Below are 26,873 nucleotides of genomic sequence, written 5' to 3' on the forward strand. Positions count from 1 at the left end.
GACCGCCCGGCCGCAGAGGTCAGTCGAGCTTGGATGAGAAGTTGCAGTTCGTCAGGCGCGAACCTGCAATCCGGATCTGGGAACCGCCCTCGTTCAGATAGCCCCGGTGGCAGTGGGGGCCGCCATTCACGCTGAGGCCGTCGATCTCTACACCTTGTGGGTAGGTTTCCCTGGTTCCGGGGTTTGCCCCTGCCGCGATCAGCAGTCCGACCTTGTTACCGTCCCAAGGCGAGGAGACGCCGGTGGGGAAGTTCACGCTGCCGATGCCGGAGATGCGAACGTCGTTAACCGCTACCGATCGAACGGGGCCGTAGATCACCACGCCGGCCAGACCGGCATTGGTGATGTTCGTGTCTTCGAGTATCGAATTTGACACCTTGTAGCCCCACTTCACACCGAAGCTGAAGCTGTCCGAAATGGTGGCCCCGCGGATGTGGACCTGGTCAATGCCATCGTTACCGCCAATCAAATCAATCCCTTCCCACGTCGATGCGATCCTGGTGTCGCCTTCGATGGTCAGGTCGGACGATGTGCCACCCACGGTAAGGCCGTCCGCCTGCCATGGAATGAAACCTTCCGCAAACTCGGCACCACAGCGCTCGATTGTGGCGTCACGGAAGACGACATGATTTGAGCTGGCAATCGTGACACAGCTGATCTGTTCCTGCACGCGGACGCCCTTGAAACCGCCCTGCGTGAGGCCGTCTTGTCCGGCATAACGAAATTCACGGATCGGGAAGGTATTCCAGCCGCTTGCCGCCACGCCTGCCATGGTAAGGTCCGCATCGCCCGCATAGGGCGCCCATGTAAGGTCGTGGACGTTGAGGCGGGTCAGGGTGACATCGCTGGATGCCGAGATGAACAGGCCGTATCCCTTGCCCGCTCCGGTAATCTCGACATCGGTAAGGACAACACCTTTGGCATGGTCGATCCAGATGCCGGCTGCGTCCGTCCGTGATCCGGATCGCGGATCGTTGCCCTTGTCGATCACGACCTTGTCCATGAAAACGGAGATATCGCGGCGAACATCGTCAGGCCGGACAAGAAGCGTGCGGACGTTGAGGTAGGCTTGCAACTCGGCCGGTGCGTCACCGACAAGGGCCGGGTCGCCACAGGATACAACGATTGCGGGGTCACTGATTGCCGGGCAATCGCCCTTGATCATTGCGCTGGTGTCGTAGGGGACCTGACGCTGCTCCAGCCGAATGTTCACCAAGCACAGGTTCTTCGTGATCCGCAACGTCCCATTGACGCTGTATGTCAGGCCTTCTCCGTCCAGGCAGAATTGATCCGACTGCCCGAGCGCCTTTTGCAATGCTGGCGTATCATCACTGACCCCGTCGCCACGGGCGCCGAACTGTTTCAGTGATCGCAAGGGAGCGGGCCCATCGCCCGGATAGGCAGCCGCGGCTGCGCTGGGCATGACGGTGGTCAGACATGAGAGCAGCCCAAGCGTCGAGAGCATGAGCCTTGTGCGTTGGACGGATTTCATTCGGACTCCCCAGCGGATTGGCTGCCACGCGTGAACTGCGCAAGATGCGTTTAGGCCGAGCATATCGGCCGGCGATGAACGAAAGCCGAGCTGGGCTGGGCAGCCGGATCTTCCTGGCACCAGGCCGACCGATCTGCCCTGACCGCAGCTCAGCCCATCAGGTTCCGCGCTTTCAGTTCGGCATTCGCCTTGTCCAGCAGATCCTCGGGGATCGGCTGCGCTGCCACCCAGTCGCAGAAGCGCCGCATCCCGTCTTCCAGCGAGATCTGCGGTACAAAGCCGGTAGCTGCCTTGAGAGTGGCATTGTCGGCATAGTTGTGGCGGATATCGCCCACGCGATATTGTGCAGTGACATGTGGCTCGATGTCGGAGCCCATCAGGCGTGACAACAGCTTCGCAACCTCCATGATCGAAGTCGCTTCGCCCTGGCCGACATTGACAGTCACGCCGGCTTGCACAGGCTTCTCGATGCAACGCAGCACCGCATTTGCAACATCCTCGACATGGACGAAATCGCGGGTTTCCTCGCCGTCTTCAAAGACCGGCAGGGATTGGCCGAGACGGATCCGGGTAGAAAAGATCGACAGGATGCCGGTGTAGGGGTTGCTGAGCGACTGACCTTCGCCAAAGACATTCTGGAAGCGCAGTATCGCGTAGCCGAGGCCGAGCGCCGCCGCGCCCACCCGCACCAGATCCTCCTGAGCGAGCTTCGTGGCAGCGTAGATAGAGGCTGGCGCGAGCTTGTCGGACTCCTGCGTCGCCGTGGCCTGGAGGTCCGATCCACAGCTCGGGCACTTCGGCGTCCAGTCATGCGCGGCAAGCTGCTGGGGGGAGCGGCTCGCCGGGAAGCAGCGCTTGCCCTCTGCGGCACATGCAAAGCATAGGTAAGCGCCTTCGCCGTAGACCGAGCGGCTGGACGACAGGACGAAATTGCTGACCGAGTGCTGCGTATTCGCCAGAATGTCGAACAGGATTGCCGTTGCCTGGACGTTGACCCGATAATAGCGGTCAATCTCGTACATCGACTGACCGGTGCCAGTCTCCGCTGCCAAGTGCACCACGGCATCAACCCCGGCGAGCGCCTGCTCCACATCGCCGCGCACGGTCACGTCACCATGGATGAATTCTGCGCCTGCAATGGGTGCGAAATCGGGCAAGGGTCCGTGTATCTGCGGCGACAGGTTGTCGAGTATACGAACCTTGTGACCGGCGGCGACGGCAAGGCGGGTCAAATGGGTTCCGATGAAGCCGGCCCCGCCGGTGATCAGGATAGTCTTGGTCATTGGCTGATACTCTTGATCTTCATATGTCTGTGCCTGGCGCCTAGCACGATCATTGCCGATTGCATGCGCCGTGCGTCCTTCAAGCGACGGGGGCGAGAAGGCGAGTGGGCAGCGCCAACTCGCGCAGGCAGCTACACTTCGCTGCCTGCATGTGCACCGGTCGCATCGAGCGCAAGATGATCAAACGTCTCGTTGTAATACCGGTATTCGTTGATGTAGCGCTCGTTGCGCGCCTGCCGCTTGCCTTTGCCGGTCCAGACAAGCGAGTCATCGTGAAAGTCCCAATCGAGCAGTGCGGTAGGCAACTGCTTGACGCGCAACTGCAATCCGGGCTCCGGAGGCGTTTCGTTCATTGCAATGGTCAAGGCGATCTGATCCAGGAACCACGCCACGTCGCCGCTCCGGAATGCGGTCAGGATGTATTCGGCGGTCCGTTCGATAAAGTTGCGGGCGGCATCCGTGTCGCCCAGCAGAATGCCGCACGCGGCGACAGCCAGATGCGGCAATAACGTGAAGCGGTTGCGGATCAGGAGGTCGGCACCGTGCATCAAGGCCATGCACGAGCGGAGCTCGCCACGCACGATGTTGTCAGCATCCATGACATAGTATGTTCCTGGGCAGACGCGCATGATTTCCGCCAGCCTCACAAAGCGGATCGATGCAAAATAGGTCTTGCGCGCCTCCGGGCTGAAATCTGGCATCTTTGTCTGCTCGAAGGAGCAGCTGAAGCGGTCGGATCCCATCAGTTCGCGCGTCTTTTCAGCCAGTTTCAGAGAGGCTGCCTGAGGATTGACCAGGTGGATGTGAAGCTTGGCCGACGGGGCGTTTTCCATGATGGAGCCGGCGATCACACGCAGGTACCTAGCGCAGTAGCCGGTATCCATGCAGACGTAGACGGTGATGCAGCCTGACGCGTCCTGCGGCAGACTGCCGTCGAGTTTGCCGAACCGCACCTTGGCCGCACCTGGCGATGGCCCGCCGAACTGAGCGCGCCAGAAGACCCCGACCGCTTCACGCTCGCGGGCGAGCGTGAGATCCAGCCCCTGCACTGCCAGCTCGTGCATGCCAGCATGGCCGATCTCGATGCTCAGCGCGCATTCGATTTCTGCAGAAGGGACAATCCGCAACGCAGCGCGCAGGATTGAGATCGACCGGGCGTGTTCGCCGCGGCGGGACAATGCGTGCGCACATGTCAGCGCCGCCTCGACATGGCCTGGTTCGCGGATCAGCAAATCGGAAAGGACTTCCACGACCTCGGCAAAATGCCCCCGGTTCGCAAGCACCTGAGCGTGCATCACGACGAGTTCCGGATGCGAATCCTTCAGCTCCGCGTCGTCTTGAAGAACGGAGGCGAGCAGTTCCTCAGCTGCCTCGAGATCATAGTTCTCCAGCAGGACTTTCGCCTTCTTGCGCGTCAGCTCCGCCTTGTCGCCTCCTGCAGCTAGCGCGATGTTGAAGCTGCGGATGGCCCGATTGAACTGGCCGAGCCGGTATTGCGTGTCGCCCACCTGCTCCATCATTCCCGGATCGAGAGGATATCGCTGCTCCACGATCGAGACCACCGCCGCGATCACGTCATAATGGTAGCTCATGGCTGCCAATTGCAGGACATTGCGACAGAAGGTCGCGGTTGTGTCCGAGGGCGGTGCAGGCACCTTCGGAATAGTCTCGGTCACCCCGAGAAGGCTTTGCGCGACATGCTGCTGAGCTTCGATCAGCACCCCGGACCAATCGCCCCGCTGCTCGCTCGACTGGCGCAGCACGACGCTGTTCGGATACCAAACGCATCGTTCGCCGGACCCGAGCCAGTGCGAGAACGGTGAACTTGGAACCATGACAAGGTTTCGAATACCCAGGCCGCCGGCCAGATGCGCAGTGGTGTGGCCGATGCACACCACCATGTCGAGCGCACCCATCAGGTCGCACAGGCCCGCCAGATCGTTGGTATTGTCTATCTCGCGACATTGCAGGAGCGGAACGCCGGTCTTGGCGACGGCATCGGCGATCTCCTCGTCATGATCGCCATACTGCAGATTGACGAGTGCCACACCGGGAAGGTCAAGCGAGGACAGCAGATCGGCAAGCGAGACTGATTTGTCATTGCCGACATAGGGGTTGTTGGAGGTCCATGAGATCCCGATCAGGAATCTCGCCTGCGGTGCGCGGGTCAGCAGGTCGGCCCGGAATTTCGCGGCGCGCTCGCGGTCGTACCACAGATAAGGCCTGGAGGCGTCAAAATCGGCCAATTCCCGCCTGAGATAGCGGGACAGAGACCCGATCGGCAGGTGCCGCACCACGTCCTGCATCCATTCGCCGCGTTTGGCACCCCGTGGCGCCTGGGCGACGATCTCGATCTGGGGCATCGCAGCCTTGAACACGGGAACCAGGCGCGGATCGACTTCGACGATCACCTGCAGGCCGATCCCGATCAGATCTGGCACCAGGCTGCCATGCAGCAGATTCTGCCCGATGCCGAAATTGACCTCCGACCAGATCAGCAATTTGCCTGGCAGCTTCGGTTCGCCGCGCCAGATCGGCACATCAGGCGGAACCTGGTTCAGCTTGGCGAAGACCGGCGTCGCCATGCGGCCGACATCGCTGTCGGCCGATTCGCCAAACCTACCAACCAGCATCAAGGCGCTGGCCATACGTTTGCGAAGGAGCGGCAGTTTGGGATCTTTGTCGAGAGCCTGCCTGTAGATCCCGATGGCTTCTTCGTAGCGGGACAATCTCACCAGCGCATCGCCGCGTATCTGCATGAGCCGGATGTTGTCCGGGAAGTTTGACAGCGCCATCATCACCTCCGCCAAGGCGCGCTCAGGCTCGGAAATGTTGAGGTAGAGCCAGGCGATCGTGCCTCCCAGTTCCGCCATTTGCGGCATACCGGCCGGCATTGTCCGACGCAGCCTGTGTGCCTCCGCCAAAGCGAGCGACCAGTCTTCCGCGCCGATGATCGCCCTGATCTTGCCGTTGCGTGCGTCAAAGGCATGCGGATCCATGGCGATCGCCCGGTCGAACAGTTCCTCCGCTTCGCCGTGACGGTCGAGAGTGAGCAGAAGCTTTCCGACCTGAGTAAGTGCGTTGTAGTCGTGCATCGCCGGAAGCAGCGCCTGCGACAGGATGATCTGTGCGGCTTCCCGGTCCATTTCCGACGCAAAGCAACGTGCTGCGACCAGGCTGAGCTGGAAGTCTGCAAACAGGTCGTCGCAGCAGGATCGACGGAAGATTTCTCCTGCCCGATCCAGCCGTTTCTCACGAAAGAGCTGGGTTGCGCGAACCAGCTTCTTGCGTTGATCATCACTCAGGGTGGCAAGGACTGCGTTCCCCTCGGCATCGACGTCAAGCTGGACCGCACCTTCGCCAACCGTCGCGGTGGAAGTACGAAGATCCAGCAGGATTGTACGTCCATAATACTCAGCGGGTATGACGACCGAAAATTCGGCGCGGTTCAGCTTGTTGGCCGGCTGCTGGCCTGCCGTCGGGGCATCAAACCGGTGGGAGGTCCGCGACACGTCCTCTCCATCGATGCTGAGAATGATCTCGTCGATGTATGACCGGCGGGTCGGCCGCGGAAGCCAGCCGGTCAGTTCGCCACGCGTCGCATATCGCGATCCACGCGCTTCGACCGACGCGTTGATTGCCCCAACCTTCGATGCCAACATTTCCCACCCAGTTTGAAAGTCGTTTCCCCTCGATCACCACATCGGGGAAAGCGCCGAATTGCAACAACTATAGGCAACTTGTTGAGGAAAAAGCGATGTTGCATGATCGCGCTGCACCGGAGCGGCAAAGGGAGTGCGACCCGGATCGCGACGTTGCCGAATTCGGCCGGACCCAAGTCAGATCCGGTCCGGAGAGGTCGCAACCGGCGCGCGCCTACGCCTGACCTTGCCGAACCTGTGCCTGCGCCAGATCAAAAACCTCCAGCACCTGGCGAGTAAGGTCACTTTGGGAGTAGTGCTCGCGAACCTTCTTCTGGGCGGCGCGCACCATGTCGTACCGGGCCTGCGGTCGTTCGATCAGGCTCTCCAGCGCTTCCCGCCAGTCCTCGACAGTCTCCACCAGCAAACCGCACCCGTCCTGGCAACAGATGTCATAGGCGGTGCCCCGGCTTGCCACGACAGCGGTGCCGATCGAAGTGTAGTCCACCCATTTGGTATCGGCCTTCACCACGTTGAATGGCGTAGGATGGACTGGACACAAGCCGATGTCCCACTGCATCTGGTGAAACCGTTCGACGAACAGATCATAGTCAGCGATCGGCGGGAAGGCGACGGCCCGGTCGCCGAATGCAACAAGATCAGCGGGCAGGGCCATTGCCCCGAACAGTTCGAAGCGGACTTCAGGATACTTGGCTAGAATGTCGGCCAGGACCGGTACGATGCGGGTCAGTTCCGGCCTGTTGTCGTAGCCCATGAACCCGATCGTGCGGACCGGCCGCATCTCCGCTTCAGCGAAGATGTCGCGGGAGCAGTAGATCTTCCCGGCATACATATCCCGGTTGAAACCCAATTCGACGAAACGTTCACGCAGGCGCGGGGTCGAGCAGTACACGAAATCCGCCTGCTCGATCAGGAAGCGAATGGTCGAGGTGCGCTCGACACGGTTGTGCTCTATGAACTTCTTTTCGCCCAGATCGATCGGAACGTTCAGAAGATCGTCGTCGCTGTGGAATATGACCGGCACCCGAGAGGCCTTCAACTTGGTCACCATGGCCTCGACATCAGGTCCGCTGTACCTGCAGAACACCGCGATATCCGGCTGGAACTCTTCCACTTGCGACAGTGCAAACGCGGTTCCCCGTGCCGGATCGCGATCCTTCCCCTTGCCGGAAGCCCGGACGATGTCCTTCTCGGTAAGCACGCGCAAGGATACGCGGCCCGCCTGCTCCAGTTCTTGCAGAGGCTTCAGGAAGCTGATGTGCAGGCTAGGGATCACGCCATTGGCAACCAGAAGAACGCGCCGCCGACTTCCCTCGGGAACAGGCGCGGCTTCCGACCTGTGTTGTGCCAGCAATCCCCGGACGAGAGCAAGCAGGCGATCGCGGACCAGGGCTGGTGACACATTGAGCGCCATGCGGCGCAGGAACTCGGCCTGCCGCTTGCGGATCGGTTCGGGATCACGCACGGCCGCGTCGGCGAATGCCGTCCAGTCCTCGAGTGTCGAGACGGTGGTCAGGCCGGCATAACCCGAAATGTCGATGACCGAGTTGACGTCGGTCCACACAGCCGTGGGAATTCCGGCAAGGACCATGTCGATGAGGACCGAGGACGGCGCCGAGATGCCGTAGGCGAACCGCTGAAGGTCGGTCTTGTACATCGGGTTGTTGGCAAGAACGACATTGTCCGGAAGCGCTATCTTGTTCTTCAGGACGAACTGCCCACCAGGGTGGGGGCGCAGGGCCACCTGCCGCCCTTCATCGGCTTGCGCATGCGCGAAGGCCAGCAACGTTTCCAGGTAGGTCATCTGAAAATCGCCGGTGGTCTTCATGCGCACCGAATGGAGGTTTTCGCAGACAAGTCCCGTCTGGACTCCCGACACTGGCCGGCTCTGGTCTATCAGGCGGTTGAGGAGGAGCGGCGGGCCCAGTTCGAAATATTTGTTCCGTTCCGACGCGCACAGGTGACGCATCTCCTCCACCGGCGTCCACCCGCAAATGACGTCGGCAGCGAAGCGGACAGCAGAGCCGTGCGCAAGGGTCTGTTCGCGATTCTGATTGAAGCCGACGCATTCATGCCCGTGCTGGATCGTGATGCGCGTGAAGGCAGGCGGCGCGGCAAGGAACACGTTATGGTTCGTCGCGTGGCCGCGAAGATTGGTTTCGCTGGCCGAGAACAGCAATCCGCGCCTCTCCTGCAGATGCTGGACGGCTGCGAAGGGGCTGTCGAAGCGGGCGATCTGCGCTCCGGCCTGTTCGGCCAGTTCTTCCAGTTCAGCATACCATAAACCTGACATGTCGCGCCGGGTGAACAGTTCGGAAACCAGCAGGCACAGCGAGAGATCGGTCTCGGCGGCAAGAATGCGCACGATGGGCCGCAGGACGCTGACATCCTGGATCAGGTCGAACAGGAAGACGCCCGAAAGCGGGCGAGCTGCGGCTGGTGAGTAGGGGATCATCCTGCAGTGATCGCCCGAAAGGGAGCGGAGCCCAGCGACATCAGGGGATTTTCCTTTTCAGACAAGGTGAGTGCCGTGTCCTCGAGAATGCGGCCTATTATGTCCTCTGTTGCCTGGATGACGCTTGCATAATGCAGAATCCTGCCCGCTCGCGTCTCGATCATCGCGGGGCGAAGGCGGCGTAATATGGTTGCGCCCGGGCCATCGGGTACGTCCATCCCACCTGCAAAGTTACTGCTCGGGTTGGCAAAGTCGGTGATACTGGAACGCCATTCAGGCCGGACGAATTTCAGGCCCTCGCGCGAGAAACGAATATGTACGGTCTGTCTGTCGCCGAAAAAGCCGATGTTCACATCGAACGGCCGCTTCGACGAGGTGAAAGGGCTGGCGATCGACAGCCACCCAACTTGTCGGCACAGCCCGTCCACCGACGAGACAGATGTTCTTCCGTGCAGAACGGCGCGGGAGAAACGCTGTTTCGGTCTGGCAATCACCGTCTGTGCGCGCGCCGCGTCAAGCTCGCGCACGAACGCGCACAATCTGGCAGCTTCGGTGCCGGGGTCGGCAAGGTCATTCATCTGCCGCCCAAGTGGGTCGAGGGTTGCCGGCCGCAATCTGAGCGTGCCCGCAGCGAGATCATCCAGCAGGCGGTTCGGTTCATGATATAGGAACGAGCCCAGTTTGTCATAAAGCTGGTAGCCGGGCGAAAGCACCTGCGTGCCGCCCGTCAGGGCCGAGATGCCCCGGTTCAGCGACTTTGCGATGCTGAAGTTCTGGAAGTTGACGGGGATAAAGGACACGAGCGCCTGTTTCAGGCATTCACGCTCGCGTTCCTCGCTCCACTCTTCGATGGTCGTCGGCACCGGCAGATTGCGCAGGCGCGCAAGGTTATGGACGCCGAGGGCGCGCAGGTTGGTCAGGACTCTGAGGTTAACATCGAAGCCCCCGCCCGCAAGTTTGCGTAGCGATGCCGAGAAGGCGGCAAGGTCTTCAAGTCCGACCGGAAACACCGGATTGTCCCCGTTGCCGAACCAAAGAACTTCAAACTTGCGATTTGCCAAGGCACTCTTCGCCTTGTCGTTCAGCTGCCGCGCAAGAGCATCCTTGTCGAAATCGTCGAACGGATCGTTGAGGACGTGAACCGGCATGTCAGGGGCGAACTGCCGGCTGACCTGCTGCATCCGCGCAGTCGAGCACAGGAAGAAATCTACCCGTTTGGCCATCTGCCGCAGCATCTCACGGTGCGGCAGACACGGACCTGTCCGTGTGCTGAAATAGTCGTCGAACAAGTCGACGCCGACGATCACGCCTTTCTCCCGCAGCACCTCCGCAACCGTAAGGCCACGCGCATCTGTACACTTGCTCAGGATCACGACATCCGCGCCAACCCGGTCCCGATTGACCTGCGCGCCGATCACATCGACAGACAGCGAACTTCCGAGCGGCAGGAGGTGCGGCGCAATCCGGCGATACCGGATACGGACACCCGCACGGTTGAGCCATTGCTCGCCCTGAACGAGCACCTGGATATTCACCGATGCAACTCCCGCATCAATGTCACCCGGTCGAGCAAGGGCTGCCAGGCGGCAACACGCATCGACCGGTGAGCGATCGGGTCGGGGAAGTCCGCGTTGAAAACCTCGTTCGCGCTGGCCGCCCTGACCAGGGTGGTGCAATAATGGACCAGTCCTGCCAATCCCGCGCGGTACCCCAGATCAAGATCGAACCCTGCCGCCGGGAAACGCGCGGCATCAATCCCGCCCAGCGTTGCCCAGACCTCGGCCGGGACAATGCAGCATTTCAGCTGGTTGGCCACGACCGGATATGTCGCGGCGGGCAAGGCATGCGCCACGTCGAACCGGGACACCTCAAAGATCGGGTCCGAGTACAGGCCCATGCGGGTGGGAAAGTACCCCGCCGAATGGACGCGGGCATCCGCTTTGTCACGTTCCGTCACGATGGCGCATGCCGCCGAACCAACATTCGGCTGCATCGCCATCGCCAACAGGGCGGCCAGTGTGCGGGGGTCGACAAGCAGCACCTCCGGATCGACGAACAAGAGGTACTGTCCCTTCGCCAGCGAAGCGGCCTGGTTCAGCCGCGCCGCACGGGACGCCCCGTTGCCGACGCTCTGGCGCACCGGTCCGAAGAACTGCGCCGTACCATTGTCGGCCAGAATGCCGTTCAGCTGCTCGCCCTCGTCGCTGCATGCCAGGATGACCTCCAACTGCGCAGCAAGGCCCTGCAATGCAAGAGATGCAATCAGCTGGTCGGGCGCTGCGGCGCCTGCGGGCAGATCGATGATGGCGGTGATCAACGGGGTCGCGTCTGCCATCGTGCGTTCTGCCGTGTCGGGAACCTGAGCAAGTGGCAGCACCTGATCAGGCGACACCGGCATCAGGGGGTCTACCTGCCACGAAAGCGCGTTGAAGAACCGAATTGCCAGCGGTGCAGCGATTGCTCCCGCGCCCGGTCTCTCGTCGCCGACCTGATCGACAAGCAGCGGAAACTGTGCCGGCAGGTCGGGATGGTGCAATCGTGCCATCTGCTCCGATGGGATGGGCAGGCATACCAGGGCCGTAGGCGCCAGTGTTGCCGCGTCGGCTACGCAGTAGCTCGTCGCCGCAACGTGCGTGCCGATGCGACGGGACACCAGGCTGTAGATGGACGGCAGGCAATCCGCGGGCAGCTCCAGCGTTGCGCCTTGCGCCGTGCGGTAAGCCGTCACCTCGCCTGGGACCTTGCTGTCGAGCCGCTGCGCGAGATCGGACATTCCGCCTTCCTGCCGTCCGCCTGCGGCGTGCACTGCAATGCCATACTGGGCGAGGAACGCCTCTGCGACGTCCTGACGAAAGATCGGCTCGATCCCGGTCGCACCACGCAAATCGACGGCGATGCGTCCGATCGAACAAAAGTCCGGACCCTGCGGCCAGCCATAGAATTCCAGCGCGAGGCTGTGGCTGTAGTCGGACAGGGAAGCGACATAGCCAGGCGCTCCCTCGATGCAGGCCAGCTCACTGTAGTGGAGCCCACCCCTGACCAGCGACGGAAAGGGCAGGAGTGCTACATGGCGTATGGTCTCTCCGTCATCGCTGACGACCAGCAGCAATCCGAGCATCTGGCTGTCGATCTTGACGTCGATCAGGTCGGCGGATGTGCCGAGAAGCGCCCCATCGCCGCAGCATGCCAGCGCTCCAGTCTGCGAAAACTGGTAGGCGCGTATCGTGCCGGCGCCGTTGATCCCGGCGTCATCCATTCGGATGCGCATCAGGGATTCTCCGGCCAGCCAGACATCTGCCAGCAGGTCGATCCCCAGTCCTGCACGGGTCAGGCAATCATGTGCCTCGCCGATGACGGCATGCTCCGTGCCGACGCGGACGGAGCGTGCCTCTTCGGGGAGATCCATGCGCAGCGCGGCGAACAGCCGCAACCTGTCGAGGGTAGCTCCGGACAGGCCGCTCCCCGCAAGCCCGATCACCTGCGTGCCGATTGTCACGGCACCCGGGACGGTGCCGTCGATGAGGAGGGCATGGGGAGCCCGCGGCGTCGCAAGTTCGCTCCAAGCGGTGCTGCGCGCCTGCCAGGCGGTTTCGAATTCGGTTGGCGCGGCGGCGGCTCTGGGACGCTTCTCCTTCGCCAGATGCGCTTCCTTCCCCGCGATCGGAGGAGTGAATGGCCCGGCATCGTGCGCGGATTCGCCCACGGGGCGCATTTGGCGCCCTTCGTCGTGGCCGTGTTCCAGATAGTGCAACAGCGGATTGATGCCTGCTTCCTGGACATCGGGATACTGGTCGAGATACCATTTGCTGTTGAAGCGCTCGCTTGGATGGCGTCTCTCGCTGCCGCCGACGCGGATGAAGTGATCCAGCGGGTCCAGTCCGGCAGCTGTCACGTCAGGGTAGTGCGCGCTGTACCATTCTGCATCGAACAGGCCGCTTTGCCCCACTATCTCACGGGCCCTGCGATGCTGCGTCGCTGCGCGCCTGGCTTTGGCTGAAAACCAGCTCTTGGGAGACAATGCAGCTGTCAGAGCCGCAGGCGGCCAGCTCTGCCCGGTTGCTGCGTTGCGCGGGGAGGCGGCCTTCGTCGCCACAAGCCCTGACAAGTTGCGCGGTTGCGTCAGGGAGGCTTCGCGGGCTGCGAGACTTTTGCGCAGCTGTTCCATCTTCGCGGAGCGGCTTTCCAAGGTCTCGCGCAGCTTGCGGATAGTCTGGTCGCGATCGCTGATGTTGGCCTGTAAATGGGCGACTGTTTGCAGCTGGTTCGGCGCGGTCTCCACCTTCTCCGAGATCGCCAGGATCTGCAGTCTGGCGATTTCGCCATCGCTTTCGGCCAAGCGGGTGCGCAGCACCTCGAGTTCTTCGCTGAGTTGCAGAATGGACCGCTGGAACGCGCCATTCTGCTCGTCCAGCCGATCGCGGGCGAACTGGTTCGCGGAAAAGACACGTGCCCAGCGGTCTTCGATGCGCCGTGCCTCGTCGGCGGAAGCGGCTGCGACATTTGCATCATGCTCATCTTGCGCGTGCTGCAGGGCCGTCCTCAAGGCGACAACTTCGGCCTTCTGCTGCTCGAACAGGGCCGCGTCTTCTGCGGAAAGACCTTGCGGCTCCTGCTGCGCCGCTGATCGGTCGATCTGCGCCTGCAGGTCGGACACGCTCTGCTGATGGCGACGCAGTTCGTCAGCCAGAGCGATCATGGCGTCCAGCGGCTGTCCCAGATGGGCCATCGCATCGTCGAACGCAGAGTGCACGCGATCGAGCAGCGCATGCCCATCAGGCGTTTCCCCCGAGATCGCCCAGTCCCGGAAGACCGAGCGTGCGGTGGCGAACCAATCGTCGCCCGATCTGGGCGCTCTGGCGGACATGCCGCTCGCCTGATCGCCCAGGAAGCGGTCGATGTCGTTGCGTGTACGGGCGGAGTAGGCGGGCCAGGTGACGTCGGCCGCATCGCCGATTGTGCTGATTGCGGTTTCCGGGTCATCCAGAAGCGACGACAACTGTATGTGGCATCGCGCCATGCCCCGCGAGGCCCGCTCCGCTTCGAGATGGTTTCGCAGCCACAGCAACCGGGCGACGTCAGGATGAAGCCCGCACGCGGATTGCAGATCGCGCACGACATCCTCGGGTTCGCGATACAGCGCCACGATCGCCAATCTGACGCCGCAGTCCTTCAACACGTCGTGCCAGAACGGCAGCAAACGGGCGATGCGTGGATCGTTCAGGACGAAGAAAGGCGAGCCTTCAAACTCGGCATCGATCAGCGCCGCGGCGCGAGCCTTGAAGCCGGCGAACTTGGGTGAGGCGTACCAGTCCGAATTGACCGGGTCGGCATACTGCCATCCCGTCCCTGCGGAGGCGAGGATGTCGTCGTTGAGCTCCGCGAAAGCGATCTGTTCCGAGCCCTCCATCGCCGCGTCGGCCGGTTGATCGTCCGCACCCATCGTGCGCGGCAAGTCCGCGCCCAGCATGTGCAGGACGGAGGCCAGAATGGCGCTGCCGCCACAATGCATTCCTGTCACCAACAGGCAGATCCGCTGCTGCGAGCCGCTCATGTTTTCTGCGTCACTTCCTGTGGACATTGCGCCAATTTTTTCCAGATTTTGGGCCCGAAGCAAGGTTGGCGGCTATGGCCTACGGCTGGAGATTGTGTCAACGCAAGGCTCAGCCAGACCGACAGCGATGGCAAAAGCGACGGAGATGCCGCCGGTTATGAGTGCTCAGCAACAGTTCGGCGCAGCGGTGCTGATCTTGGGTGAAAGTCACGCCAACGCTATTGCTCGCGCGATAAAAGCTGCCGATGAAACCGACTTTGTTGCAATCGATGTGCGCAACAGGTCCAGCGCAGCAAGCGGCGGCAAGATCGATTTCGATTCATTCGCGGGCTATCGTCCGCGGCATCTGGTGCTGGCGTTCGGCGGTACCGAGAATAATCTTGTCGGCCTGATCGAGACAGATCCCCCGTTCGATCTCGTCTGCCCTCCTTACGAAAACATCAAGGACGGTCGTACTCTCGTGCCGTTCGCGGCGATCGAGGAAATTCTTAGCAGACGCTTGCAGTCCGGCCTTCAGCGGGCTCTCGAAGTCAGATCGCATTTCGACTGCCCGGTTCATGCACTGGCGCCGCCGCCGCCCTTCTGGTCGTTCGACCAACGCACACAGGTGCCGAACGCCTTTGCGGACCTGATCGAGGCCGGGATCGCTCCGCCAAGCGTGCGCCGGAAGTTGTATTCGGTGCTGTGCGACGCGATGCGAAAAGCGTATCTGGAGCATGGGATCGAGTTCGTTGCTGCCCCGCCAAGCAGCCAGGACGAGAAGAGCTTCCTGCTGCGCTCACTGTGGGACAAGGACCCCACGCATGGAAACGCTGCCTACGGCCGTTGCGTGCTCGAACATCTCAGGGAGGAGCTGAATGTCTAAGCGCCATCCATATGTGGGCCGGCCCGATTACCAGTTCTGGCGCAAGGAACCCGCGCTGACGGACATGGCGTCGTTCGATCCGGTCGGGACACCGTCCTTCCGCATCGGGATGGATGACAAGGTGGTCACAGCCGGCAGCTGTTTCGCGCAGCACGTCGCGCGCTACCTGGCGACGGCAGGCTTCAACTTCCTTGTCACCGAACAGCCCCATCCTCTGCTGACGGAGGAGCATGCAGCCAGGCTGAACTACGGCCTGTTCTCGGCGCGCTATGGCAACGTCTATAGTACCCGGCAGCTGCGGCAGCTGCTGCAGCGGGCCTATGGTGAGTTCGAGCCCCTCGATTCCGCGTGGGAGACGCAGGACGGCCGCTGGGTCGATCCGTTCCGCCCGCAGATCCTGCCGGGGGGCTATATCAGCCCGCGCGAAGTCGCCCTGGACCGTGAAGTGCACCTTGCTGCGGTGCGCGCAGCAATCGAGGAGATGAGCGTCTTCGTCTTTACGCTGGGCCTGACCGAGATCTGGTACGATAATCGGGACGGCGCGGCCTTCCCGCTCGCGCCCGGCGTTGCCGGCGGGCATTATGACGAAGACCGGTACAGTTTCCACAATCTGACCCTGCCTGAAGTTGTCGAGGACCTGCAGTGGAGCCTCGATTTCATCCGGGCCCGCAATCCTGACGTCAAGGTGATCGTCACGGTGTCGCCCGTGCCGTTGAATGCAACGGCGGAGGACCGGCATGTCGCGCTGTCGACATCCTATTCCAAGGCGATACTGCGCATCGCGGCCGAACAGGTCACGGCACAGAATACCCTTTGCGACTATTACCCTTCTTACGAAATCATCACCTCGCCATTCACCTGCTCGAATTACTACCAGTCAGATCGTCGCGAGATCGCGCCAGAGGGCGTAAGCCATGTCATGGGCCTGTTCCTGAAGCATTACAGCGAGAATGGCGATCAGGCGCAGCCTGCGGCAAAGGTGAAGCCTCGCGCGAAGCCTGACTCTTCCGAACAGGCGCGGGTGCATGATGCGGAGGCGCTGATGCAGGTCCTGTGTGACGAGGAAGCGATCACCAACACCTGATCCGCCCGGCTCGCCCGCGGGGGCAAGCCGGGCCGGGCAGGTCAGCCGGTGGTGATCTGCGGCAGGGACTTCACGACCGTGTCGATCGCCTGCATCTGCACCAGGAACGGCTCCAGCGCATCGAGCGGCAGCGCGCACGGGCCATCGCACTTCGCCTGGTCAGGGTCGGGGTGGGCTTCCAGGAACAGGCCGGCAATGCCCAGCGCCATGCCCGACCGCGCCAGCGCCGCCACCTGCGCGCGGCGGCCATCCGCGCTGTCTTCCCGGCCACCGGGCTTCTGCAGCGCGTGGGTCACGTCGAACACGACCGGGGCCATCGGCTTCATGGAATCCATGCCCAGCATGTCGACCACCAGATTGTTGTAGCCGAAGCTGCTGCCGCGTTCGCACAGGATGATCTTCTCGTTGCCGGCTTCGGCGAACTTGCGGATGATGTGCCGCATCTCGTGCGGGGCCAGGAATTGCGGCTTCTTGATGTTGATGACCGCATCGGTCTTGCCCATTGCCACCACCAGATCCGTCTGGCGGGCCAGGAAGGCCGGCAGCTGGATGATGTCGGCGACCTGGGCGGCAGGGGCGGCCTGATCGGGCTCGTGCACATCGGTCAGCACCGGAACGCCGAAGCGCGCCTTGACCGCGCTCAGGACTTCCAGCCCCTTCTCCAGGCCGGGGCCGCGGAAGGAGGTGATGGACGACCGGTTCGCCTTGTCGAAGGACGCCTTGAACACACAGGGAATGCCCAGCTTCTTCGAGACATTCACGAAGGTCTGCGCCACCTCCATGACCATGTCCTCGCTCTCGATGACGTTCATTCCGCCAATCAGGACGAACGGCTTGTCGTTCGCGAATGTGACGCTGTCGGAGAGCGTGACTGCCATGTTCAAACCTTGTTCTTGGGAGAGGTGAGCCGCAAGCCTTGCCGGGCCCTGCCTCTCTGATGCCTGCCGACCCCGCCGCGGCAGAGCCGCGCCTGCACGTGGTCGCTGCGCCGTCCGTTAGGGGGCGTGTGGGCGAAAATCAATCAAGGCCCGTGCCGCCGGCCGGCATGCGTCGCGAACAGCCCGGCGAACCGATCCCGGACAACGGCAGGGTCCGTCACGAAGCCCAGCGCCCGCAGCCACCGGTCCTGCGCCCCGGCGAAGTCCTGCGGGCGTTTGCGGGCCCGATGCGCGAACGCGATCCATTCATCCGGCGATGATACCTTGGGCAGCCCGTCGAAGGCGGCGGTATCGACCGTCCCGCCGCGATCCTGCCAGATGGCGGTCGGCAGGCCGGCCAGCATGGCGTCGATCGCGAAGGAGGATGGCGAGCAGATGGCATAGGCGTGATCCGGCAGGCCGATCTTCCACAGCGGTCCCGGCCTGGGCCGAACATTGCCCGGCAGGCGGCCCTGCTGGTTTGCGACGAACGCCCCCGCCGGATGCGGCCTGAGCGCGATCGAATGTCCGTCTTCCGATGCGGCAAGCCGCGACAGCGCCCGCAGGAATTCCTCGACCAGGCGGTCATCCGCCACATAGCGCACGGAATGAAGGTTCTCGCTGACGAGGCCCGGCAGCGGCGTGCCGGGCCCTTGGGCCAGTGCTCCGCGCATGGGCGGATCGAGCAGGCTGGGCGGCCCCGTGACCAGGAGGCGGGTGCTGGCGTCGGGCACGAACGCGGTGAGAGCCGGGCGGTCATACCAGGCGCACACGGTGTCGGCCGCGAACCGGATGACCTCCCCGTGCGCCCGGTCATGTTCCCGGTTGTGCCGGAAACCCAGGCATTCGAAGCCATGCTGCACTGTCACCTTGTGCAACCGCGCCGGGGCCACCGTGAAGACGGCGTGGTTCAGGGCATGGGCGGGTGCGGAGGATTCGCTGGCCGAGAACATCAGGCCATGCGGCGGCAGCACCGCCGCCGCCTCATCGGCCGTGCCGAAGATCAGGACCGTGGCCCCGGTTTCATCGGCAAGGGCGGCGATCTCGTCCTGCCACGCGCCGTCACCGTCCAGGAAGGCGAAGCGTCCCGACACCAGGATGATGATCGGCAGATCGTACCCGGTTGCCATCAGCACCAGCGGCCGCAACACGCCGACATCCTGCACCAGATCGACAAGGAACACGATCGCCCGGTCGGGGGTCTCCTTGCCGGCCCGCTCCGGCGCGATGGCGCGGGGAAACCGGTCGTGCTCGTCAGGTTTCGTCCCCGCCGGCCAGCGCCCTTCCTGCTGGCCGCTGGTGATGAAGTGGAGCAGGGGATTGGTGCCTGCGCGGGCCACATCGGGGTGGGCGTCCAGATAGCCGGCGGTGCTGAACCACGGGCCGGGGTCGAGGCCATCGCGCCAGCCCCGGCGGCAGTAATGACCCAGCGGATCACGGGCCGCCTGCGGCGAACGCGCCACGTACCATGCGGCATCGAACCACGACGTGCCGGCCAGGGCCTGCTTCGCCCGCCGCCAGGAGCGGCGCTGCGCCAGAAATCTACCGAGAATTCTCAATCACCTACGTAATCCGGCCCTGCCATGTGTCGCTCCCCTACGCGAGAACGCCGATCGGGGGCAACGCCGGGCGGCATGGATCGTGCTGGTGGTGCGGCGTGCCGGATTTTTCCGGGTACTCCAGGCTGCCGGGCGATCTTGTTCATTGACATCCCGGCGGCATTCACCTTTGTTTCAAGGGACTGCGATGGCCCGAAAATACGGCCTTGAGCTTGCAGATCGAATTTGGGACCACAGCGTAGTGCCTGCAATGACTGAAACACCTTCTGCCAAGATCTATGTCGGCTATGACACTCGGGAAGACATCGCCTGGCAGGTTGCACGACATTCACTGCTGCGTCATTCCAATGGTGAAGTCGCGGTCTATCCCATCAGGCAGTCCGTAGTTCGGGAGCTTGGCCTTTATACTCGCCCGATCGACGCGACGGCCACGACCGAGTTTTCCCTGACCCGATTTCTTACCCCCTACCTTGCGGCCCAGACCGAAGGCTGGGTGGTGTTCTGCGATTGTGACTTCCTTTACACCACGGATGTGCGGGGCGTGCTCGACGGGCTCGATCCGGAAAAGGCGGTGTATGTCGTGCAGCACGAATACGATCCGTCGCAGATGGTGAAGATGGACGGCAAGAAGCAGACCGTCTACCCGCGCAAGAACTGGTCGTCCTTCATGGTGTTCAACTGCGCCCATCCGGACGTGCAGGCCCTCACCCCGCAGGTCGTCAACAGCGCTTCGCCGGCATTTCTTCACCGGTTCGACTGGATCGCCGACCAGAGCCATGTGGGCGCGCTGGACCTGGACTGGAACTTCCTCGAAGGGGAATACCCCAAGCCTGACAGGACGCCGCGGGTGGTGCATTACACCAATGGCGGCCCGTGGTTCGATGAATGGCAGAATGTCGACTATGCCGACCTCTGGCTGAACGAGCGCGACCTGTACCTCCGCTCCGAAGCGGCGGTGGCGGAACCCGCCCTGCAGGACCGCTAAGGCACCAGCCGGCGGGCCTGCCGTTCAGCGGCCGGTGCAGCGGTCGCGGACGATCCGGAACGCGCGGCCCCATCGGCCGCCGCTCCGCAGATAGGTCTTCAGGATCAGCCTGAAATCGACCCAGACGGTACGGCGGTCGTCCAGCTCGCGGTAGATTTCCCAGAACTCGTCCACCCCCACGGCCTCGACAAGATTGAAGACGCCGTGGAAGCCGAAGGCACGCGCCGCCCGGCGATCCCGCTCGAACGCGAAGCGCGAGGCGGTTGCCGCGTCAGCGAAGCGGATGCCGTGGCTTTCTTCCAGATAGGGCCGGGCGGACCGGCAGATCGCCACATCCTCCGGCTCGCGCGGGCCGGGCATGATGTGGCTGCACGCCTGCAGCAGGCGCCGGCTCCTGAGCGAAAAGCCGCCATTGCCGACATCGTGTCCATCGCCAAATTGCGGCCATGGCGCGCCGATATAGTCGAATACCAGGAACGCAGGATCCCAGGCTGCCGGATCCAGGATGAACCCGTCCCACTGGACGACCAGGCAATGATCCAGCCGCACCCATTGCGGCAGGTCGCGCAGCATGAAGGCCGAATAGGCTTGGGACGAGGTCAGCCGGTCGATCTCCACCACCCGGATTCCGGCGGGCACGGCCAGGTCCGGCGCATCGGTGAACAGCAGGACCTCGCCGAAATCCGCCACCTGCATGCAGCGCACCAGCGCGCGTAGCGTTGCCGCCACGTTGACCGATGCGGCGGCGCACAGGCTGACATTGCCGAGATCCAGCCGCTGCGTCACAGGCTCACCACGAAGTGTTCGCTGAACACGCTGAGCTCCGGATGATGGTACGGGTCACGCTGCGTGTCCGTGTGCCAGCGTTGCTTCAGCGCGGCCAGCTCCCCGGCGAAGCGCTTGCGCTTAACCTCCGTATCGTCGCGCCCGCGGGACTTGGATTCATGATGGATCAGCACCGCGCGCGGCTCGTAGAAGCTCTGCCAGCCTGCGCGGTTCAGCTTCAGGCACAGATCGACATCGTTGAAGGCGACGGCGAAATTCTCCGCATCGAACCCGCCGACCGCCTCGAACTTCCGCCGTTCCACCACCAGGCAGGCGGCCGTCACCGCCGACACGAATTGCGGCAGGTGCGCGCGCGAGAAATAGCCGGGCTCGCTATCCTCCTGCAACCGGTGGGCATGCGCCGCTCCGCCACCGATGCCGGTGACGACCCCGGCATGCTGGATCGTTCCGTCAGGATATAGCAGCTTGGCGCCCACTGCGCCGACATCGTCGCGGATCGCGTGGACGACCATGCGCTCCAGCCAGTCGGGTCCGATCATCTCGATGTCGTTGTTCAGCAGGCACAGCACCTCGCCGCGCGCCTGGCTGACGGCGCGGTTGTGCATGCCGGCATAGTTGAACGCGCCGGGCTCGCGGATGATCGTTGCCCCGCCGGCTTCCAGCTCCTGCAGGAACGCCAGCGCGCCGGGGTCGGCGGAGGCGTTGTCGATGACCATGCAGTCGAACGAGGGGTAGCGCGTCGCCGCCAGCCCTTCCATGCACTTGCGCAGCAGCGCCTCCCCGTCGCGGGTCGGCACGATCACCGTGACATGCGGCAGCCTGTCGCAGGGCGCCGCCGGCTCCGCCAGCCGCGCCTCCGGCCGGCTGCGCCGATGGTGCAGCACATGGGGCAGGCGCACGGGCTCGCTCCCGGCCTGCTCGCCCGCGGGCCAGGACTGGCCGATCTGCCGCGGATCGCAGGCGAACACGCTGGCGCCCGTGACATAGTCCAGATGCCGCACGAGTTCGGCGTTCCAGACAGGCTTGAAGTGCGGGGAGTGGCGGCGATCCGCATCGTCGATCAGGTCGTCATCGGCATAGATCCGGCTGGCTCCGGGGGCAGCCTCGATCGCCGCGCGATAGGCGCCGATGGCGACGGGGCTGACCCGGTCGCCCGGCTGCACCGGCAGGACCCAGACCGTCTCATCCCCCAGCGCCACCAGGTAGTCGGCCAGCGCCACGACATCGTCCAGCACGGTCGTCGCGCCCGCGGGATGGTCGGCCCCCAATGCGACGATCCGGTCGCTGCCCGCCGCCTGCAGCGCGGCGATCGACCGGTCGCAGCCATGCGACGACTGCCGGCAATCGATCACCGCGACGATCTGCGGCCCGTCACCACGCCCCTTGGTCGGCAGCGCCGCCAGCCGGGCCGGCTCGCGCGACGCCATCCACAGATCGTAGGCGCGGGGCGAATGACCCAGCAGAGCCGAGAACTGGTGGCGGGAGCGAAGCCTGAGCCCGAGCAGGCGCGACTTCACTGCGGTCAGGTAGTCGGCCGGATTGCTCCGGAACGCGTCGAGGTGGACCTGCGCCCTGAGCCATCGCTCCTTCAGGCTGCGGCCCGATACATCGCTCTCCGGCACGGGTCGGCCCGGATCAGCTCAGGCCGACGCGCACGAAGTCATGGATATGCACGATGCCGACGGGACGGGTGTTGCCGGGTTCATGAACGAAGGCGGCGGTGATCTTCTGGTCGTTGAGGACTTCCAGCGCGGTTTCGGCGCTCATGTCGCAGGCGAGCGTCTTGGGCGACAGCGTCATGACATCGCCGGCCGAGCAGCTCTGCAAGCGTTCGAAATTACGCCGCAGGTCGCCGTCGGTGATCACGCCCAGCAGTTCCCTGGCATCGTTCACGATCCCCGCAATGCCGAAGCCGCGCGAAGTCATCACCGAAAGCACGTCCGCCATGGAGGTGTCGGCGGTGATGAGCGGCATTTCCGGGCCGGTATGCATCATCTCGCTGACAGGCAGCAGGCGCAGGCCGATGGCCCCGCCGGGATGCAGCAGCTTCATCCCCTCTTGCGAGAAGCCGCGCATGTCCATCACGCTCATCGCCAGCGCATCGCACAGGGCAAGCTGCAGCGTCGTCGATGTGGTCGGGGCGATGTTGGCATTGCAGGCCTCGCGCTCGACCGGAATGCACAGCTGCACGTCGGCATGACGCATGACCAGCGATCCCGGCCGCGAAGCGATGCCGATCACCGGCACGCCGATCGCGCGGGCATAGGTCAGGAAGGCCTGCAGTTCGGATGTATTCCCGGAATTCGAGATCACGATCAGGGCATCGCCGGCCACCAGCATGCCGAGATCGCCATGCGCCGCCTCGCCCGGATGCACATAGCTGGCGGGCGTGCCCGTGGCGGAGAAGGTCGCGGCAGCCTTGCGGCCGATATGGCCCGACTTGCCGATGCCGGTGACGACGACGCGCCCCTTGGCCGCCAGGATCGTCTTGCAGGCGTTCACGAAGGAATCGTCCAGGCTGCGGCGGAGGGATTGCAGGGCCTCGCTCTCGATCTGCAGCACCTCGGCGCCGCGGGCAAGAATGGCTTCGTCTGCAAGGATTGCCGCATCCGGCAGGGTAACGATCACGATTTGTCCTTCAAGCTGAACTGCTTGGGCTGGGCGGCGGCATTATCGGCGGTCGCGCTACAGCGCAAGGCGAGTGCGGGAAAAGCGCGGCTCCGGGCCGACCGCCGCCCGGGCCTGGTCCGGCATTGCAGGGCGCGCGAAGCTGGCTAAAGGGGGCGATATGGAGATCAGACCTCTCAGCCTGGCCGGCGCCAAGCTGCTCACCCCCCGCCGCCACGGCGATGATCGCGGCTATTTTGCGGAAACCTTCCGTGCGGACCTGTTCGCGGCGGAAGTGGGCGCGTTCCAGTTCGTGCAGGATAATGAGTCCCTCAGCAGCCGCGTGGGCACGGTCCGCGGGCTGCACTTTCAGTCCGATCCGCATGCGCAGGGCAAGCTGGTGCGCTGCACCGCCGGCGCGCTGTTCGACGTGGCGGTGGACATCCGCGCGGGTTCCCCGACCTATGGCCAATGGGTGGGCGAGGTGCTGACGCCGGGCAATGGCCGCCAATTGTGGGTGCCGCCGGGCTTCGCGCATGGCTTCTGCACGATGGAGCCCGACACGGTCATCAGCTACAAGGTGGCCGGCGGATATTACAATGCGGAGTGCGACAAGGGGCTCGCCTGGGATGACCCGGCGATTGGCATCGACTGGCCCGACGTGGCCAATGCCACGACCTTGTCGGCCAAGGACGGCCGGCAGCCGCGGCTGGCCGACCTGCCCACCTATTTCACCTTCCAAGCGGAACAGGACTGACCATGCGCGTGATCGTCACCGGCGGTGCCGGCTTCATCGGCTCGGCCCTCGTGCGCCATCTGGTGCTGGACAAGGGCTATGATGTCCTGACCGTGGATGCGCTGACCTATGCGGGGTGCGAGGCATCGCTGAAGGCCGTGGCCGACAGCAACCATCACCGCTTCCTGCATGCCGACATCCGCGACCGTGCCGCGATGGATGCGGCGATGGCCGAGTTCCGGCCCGACCGCATCATGCACCTGGCGGCCGAAAGCCATGTCGACCGTTCGATTACCGGTGCAGCCGATTTCATCGGCACCAATGTGGTGGGCACCTTCACCCTGCTGGAGGCGGCGCGGCAGTACTGGAACACGCTGGATGCCGACGCGAAGGAGGCGTTCCGCTTCCTGCATGTCTCGACCGACGAGGTCTATGGCTCGCTGGGCGACACCGGCCTGTTCCACGAGAGCACGCCGTACGATCCCAGCAGCCCCTATTCGGCCAGCAAGGCCGCGTCCGACCATCTGGCGAAGGCGTGGCAACGGACCTACGGCCTGCCGGTGGTGGTATCGAACTGCTCCAACAATTACGGGCCGTACCACTTCCCGGAAAAGCTGATCCCGCTGACCATTCTCAACGCGCTCGCGGGCAAGCCACTGCCGGTCTACGGCAAGGGGGAGAATGTGCGCGACTGGCTGTATGTGGACGACCACGCCCGCGCGCTGGACCTGATCGCCGAGAAGGGCCGGGTGGGCGAGACCTACAATGTCGGCGGCCGCAACGAACGCCGCAACATCGACGTGGTCCGCCGTATCTGCGCCGTGCTGGACGAGCTGGTCCCCACCGATACCCCGCGCGAGAGCCTGATCACCTTCGTCACCGACCGTCCGGGCCACGATGCGCGCTACGCCATCGACGCCACAAGGCTGGAGACGGAGCTGGGCTGGCGGGCGCAGGAGAATTTCGACAGCGGCATCGCCAAGACGGTGCGCTGGTATCTTGACAACGAATGGTGGTGGCAGCCCTTGCGCGACCAGTATGACGGCCAGCGCCTCGGGCTCGAGGCGAAGGCGCCCGCATGAGGATCGCCGTCACCGGCACCAGCGGGCAGGTCGTCACCAGCCTGCTGGAACGTGGACCCCTGGCGGGGCACGAGGTGATCGCGATCGGTCGCCCGGCACTCGACCTGGCCGATCCAGCGAGCATCCTGCCCGCGCTGGAAGCGGCGCGGCCCGACGCCATCGTCTCCGCCGCGGCGTGGACCGCGGTGGACAAGGCCGAGAGCGAGGCCGAGGCCGCCCATGCGACCAACGCCACCGGTGCCGGCGCCGTGGCGGAGACCGCCGCGCGGCTGGGCGTGCCGCTGGTGCACATCTCCACCGATTACGTGTTCGACGGTTCGCTCGACCGCCCGTGGCGGGAGGATGATCCGACCGGGCCGACCGGCGTCTACGGCGCCACCAAGCTGGCGGGCGAGCAGGCCGTGATGGCCGCGCACCCGAACAGCGCGATCCTGCGCACCGCCTGGGTCTACAGCCCGTTCGGCGCCAACTTCGTGCGCACCATGCTGCGGCTCGCCGAGACGCGGGACGAGCTGGGCGTGGTGGGTGACCAGGTCGGCAATCCCACAAGCGCGCTCGACATCGCCGATGGCGTGTTGCGGGTCGCGGCCAATCTCGCCGCCGGGGATGATCCGGCGCAGCGCGGCGTGTTCCACATGACCGCCGCTGGGGAGGCCAGCTGGGCCGAGTTCGCCCAGGCGATCTTCGCTGCATCCGTAACACACGGCGGCCCGAGCGCGCGGGTGAATGCCATCACCACCGCCGATTATCCCACGCCGGCCACGCGGCCGGCCAATTCGCGGCTCGATTGCCGCCGGATCGAGACGGCGCATGGCGTCGTGCTGCCCCGCTGGCAGGATGCCCTGCCGCCGGTGGTCGCCCGCCTGCTCGCCGCGAACAACTAGAAGGACTTTTCCCATGAAAGGCATCATCCTCGCCGGCGGCAGCGGCTCGCGCCTGTATCCGATGACACTCGCCAGCTCGAAGCAGATGATGAGCGTCTATGACAAGCCGATGATCTACTACCCGCTCAGCACGCTGATGCTGGCGGGCATCCGGGAGGTGCTGATCATCTCCACCCCCCGCGACCTGCCCGCCTTCCGCGCCCTGCTGGGCGATGGTTCGCAATGGGGCATGCGGTTCGAATTCGCCGAACAGCCCAGCCCCGACGGGCTGGCGCAGGCCTATATCATCGGCGCGGACTTCGTGGGCGGGGAACCCTCCGCGCTGATCCTGGGCGACAACATCTTTTACGGCCACGGCATGCCCGAACTGCTGGGCAATGCGCGTGCGTCCCAGACGGGCGCCAGCGTGTTCGCCTACCATGTCACCGATCCCGAGCGGTACGGCGTGGTCGAGTTCGACGCACAGCGACGGGCCATCTCCATCGAGGAGAAGCCCGCCGCGCCCCGCTCCAGCTATGCCGTGACGGGGCTGTATTTCTACGACGCGCAGGTGGTCGACATCGCCGCCAACCTGCAGCCATCCCCGCGCGGGGAGCTGGAGATCACCGACGTCAACCGCGTCTATCTGGAGCGCGGCCAGCTGAATGTGGAGGTGATGGGCCGCGGCTATGCCTGGCTCGACACCGGCACGCCCGACAGCCTGCTGGATGCCGCCGTCTATGTCCGCGTGCTGGAAAAGCGGCAGGGCTTCAAGATCGCCAGTCCGGAGGAGGTCGCCTTCCGCCAGGGCTTCATCGACGCCGCCGGGCTGGAACGCTGCTGCGTCCGCCTCGGCAAGTCGGACTATGCCAAGTACCTGCGGCAGGTGATCGCCGAAGGGTAGCACCTTCGGGCCGAGGGCACGGTTCGGCCTGCCTCGCGTTGT

General features: G+C 64.0%; 18 protein-coding genes. 7 read left to right on the forward strand and 11 right to left on the reverse strand.

Features of this window, described 5'->3' with window-relative positions; all coding sequences use genetic code 11:
- Positions 1–19: 19 nt before the first annotated feature.
- The 6 genes from D5S08_RS10630 to D5S08_RS10655 all read right to left on the reverse strand — a co-directional run bounded on the left by D5S08_RS10630 (position 20) and on the right by D5S08_RS10655 (position 14,470).
- Positions 20–1,423, reverse strand: a complete 1,404-nt coding sequence (locus tag D5S08_RS10630) for a pectate lyase family protein (protein WP_206610322.1) — start codon at positions 1,421–1,423, stop codon at positions 20–22.
- Positions 1,424–1,641: 218 nt separating this feature from the next.
- Positions 1,642–2,775 (reverse strand): NAD-dependent epimerase/dehydratase family protein, encoded by a 1,134-nt coding sequence (locus D5S08_RS10635; protein ID WP_121118329.1) that lies wholly within the window; start codon positions 2,773–2,775, stop codon positions 1,642–1,644.
- Between the two features lie 131 nt (positions 2,776–2,906).
- Entirely contained in the window at positions 2,907–6,437 is a 3,531-nt protein-coding gene (locus D5S08_RS10640) for a tetratricopeptide repeat protein (RefSeq protein ID WP_121118331.1), read from the reverse strand.
- A gap of 214 nt (positions 6,438–6,651) precedes the next feature.
- The gene (locus D5S08_RS10645; protein WP_121118333.1) at positions 6,652–8,892 is read right to left on the reverse strand and encodes a glycosyltransferase family protein; all 2,241 of its coding nucleotides are present in this window, start codon (positions 8,890–8,892) and stop codon (positions 6,652–6,654) included.
- Positions 8,889–10,427 (reverse strand): hypothetical protein, encoded by a 1,539-nt coding sequence (locus D5S08_RS10650; RefSeq protein WP_121118335.1) that lies wholly within the window; start codon positions 10,425–10,427, stop codon positions 8,889–8,891. Before D5S08_RS10650 ends, D5S08_RS10645 begins: the two co-directional genes overlap by 4 nt.
- Entirely contained in the window at positions 10,424–14,470 is a 4,047-nt protein-coding gene (locus tag D5S08_RS10655; protein WP_126665537.1) for a hypothetical protein, read from the reverse strand. The genes D5S08_RS10650 and D5S08_RS10655 overlap by 4 nt, the downstream gene beginning before the upstream one ends.
- Positions 14,471–14,570: 100 nt before the next feature.
- Between D5S08_RS10655 and D5S08_RS10660 the strand changes: the two genes are divergently transcribed.
- Positions 14,571–15,308: a hypothetical protein gene (locus D5S08_RS10660; RefSeq protein ID WP_126665538.1), complete on the forward strand. Its 738-nt coding sequence runs from the start codon at positions 14,571–14,573 to the stop codon at positions 15,306–15,308.
- On the forward strand, positions 15,301–16,392 hold the full coding sequence (locus D5S08_RS10665) for a GSCFA domain-containing protein (RefSeq protein ID WP_121118341.1): 1,092 nt from the start codon (positions 15,301–15,303) through the stop codon (positions 16,390–16,392). Before D5S08_RS10660 ends, D5S08_RS10665 begins: the two co-directional genes overlap by 8 nt.
- A 41-nt stretch (positions 16,393–16,433) precedes the next feature.
- On the opposite strand, the gene kdsA is transcribed toward D5S08_RS10665, so the two are convergent.
- Together kdsA and D5S08_RS10675 are read right to left on the reverse strand one after the other, a co-directional pair.
- Positions 16,434–17,270, reverse strand: coding sequence for a 3-deoxy-8-phosphooctulonate synthase (kdsA, locus tag D5S08_RS10670; RefSeq protein WP_121118343.1), 837 nt, complete (start codon positions 17,268–17,270; stop codon positions 16,434–16,436).
- Positions 17,271–17,413: 143 nt separating this feature from the next.
- The gene (locus tag D5S08_RS10675) at positions 17,414–18,772 is read right to left on the reverse strand and encodes a hypothetical protein (protein WP_121118345.1); all 1,359 of its coding nucleotides are present in this window, start codon (positions 18,770–18,772) and stop codon (positions 17,414–17,416) included.
- Between the two features lie 346 nt (positions 18,773–19,118).
- Here D5S08_RS10675 and D5S08_RS10680 point away from each other — a divergent pair, with 346 nt between their 5' ends.
- Positions 19,119–19,853, forward strand: coding sequence for a glycosyltransferase (locus D5S08_RS10680; RefSeq protein WP_121118347.1), 735 nt, complete (start codon positions 19,119–19,121; stop codon positions 19,851–19,853).
- A 24-nt stretch (positions 19,854–19,877) separates the two neighbouring features.
- Here the strand turns inward: D5S08_RS10680 and D5S08_RS10685 are convergent, their stop codons facing one another.
- The 3 genes from D5S08_RS10685 to D5S08_RS10695 are packed head-to-tail and all read right to left on the reverse strand — an operon-like array spanning position 19,878 to position 23,267.
- A complete protein-coding gene (locus D5S08_RS10685; RefSeq protein ID WP_121118349.1) occupies positions 19,878–20,639 on the reverse strand; it encodes a DUF5672 family protein in 762 nt (253 codons plus the stop codon).
- Positions 20,636–22,261, reverse strand: coding sequence for a glycosyltransferase family 2 protein (locus D5S08_RS10690; RefSeq protein WP_241557350.1), 1,626 nt, complete (start codon positions 22,259–22,261; stop codon positions 20,636–20,638). The genes D5S08_RS10685 and D5S08_RS10690 overlap by 4 nt, the downstream gene beginning before the upstream one ends.
- A gap of 13 nt (positions 22,262–22,274) precedes the next feature.
- Positions 22,275–23,267 (reverse strand): KpsF/GutQ family sugar-phosphate isomerase, encoded by a 993-nt coding sequence (locus tag D5S08_RS10695; protein WP_241557351.1) that lies wholly within the window; start codon positions 23,265–23,267, stop codon positions 22,275–22,277.
- A 160-nt stretch (positions 23,268–23,427) separates the two neighbouring features.
- Here D5S08_RS10695 and rfbC point away from each other — a divergent pair, with 160 nt between their 5' ends.
- From rfbC to rfbA, 4 genes are read left to right on the forward strand one after another with little or no spacing between them, the layout of a single operon-like run.
- Entirely contained in the window at positions 23,428–24,003 is a 576-nt protein-coding gene (gene rfbC / locus D5S08_RS10700) for a dTDP-4-dehydrorhamnose 3,5-epimerase (protein ID WP_121118351.1), read from the forward strand.
- Positions 24,004–24,005: 2 nt separating this feature from the next.
- Entirely contained in the window at positions 24,006–25,064 is a 1,059-nt protein-coding gene (gene rfbB, locus D5S08_RS10705) for a dTDP-glucose 4,6-dehydratase (protein ID WP_121118353.1), read from the forward strand.
- Positions 25,061–25,948: a dTDP-4-dehydrorhamnose reductase gene (rfbD, locus tag D5S08_RS10710; RefSeq protein WP_121118355.1), complete on the forward strand. Its 888-nt coding sequence runs from the start codon at positions 25,061–25,063 to the stop codon at positions 25,946–25,948. Before rfbB ends, rfbD begins: the two co-directional genes overlap by 4 nt.
- A 13-nt stretch (positions 25,949–25,961) precedes the next feature.
- Positions 25,962–26,831, forward strand: a complete 870-nt coding sequence (gene rfbA, locus D5S08_RS10715; RefSeq protein WP_121118357.1) for a glucose-1-phosphate thymidylyltransferase RfbA — start codon at positions 25,962–25,964, stop codon at positions 26,829–26,831.
- The last annotated feature ends 42 nt before the right edge of the window (positions 26,832–26,873 follow it).

It is taken from the genome of Croceibacterium ferulae, assembly GCF_003660445.1.
GTDB lineage: Bacteria > Pseudomonadota > Alphaproteobacteria > Sphingomonadales > Sphingomonadaceae > Croceibacterium > Croceibacterium ferulae.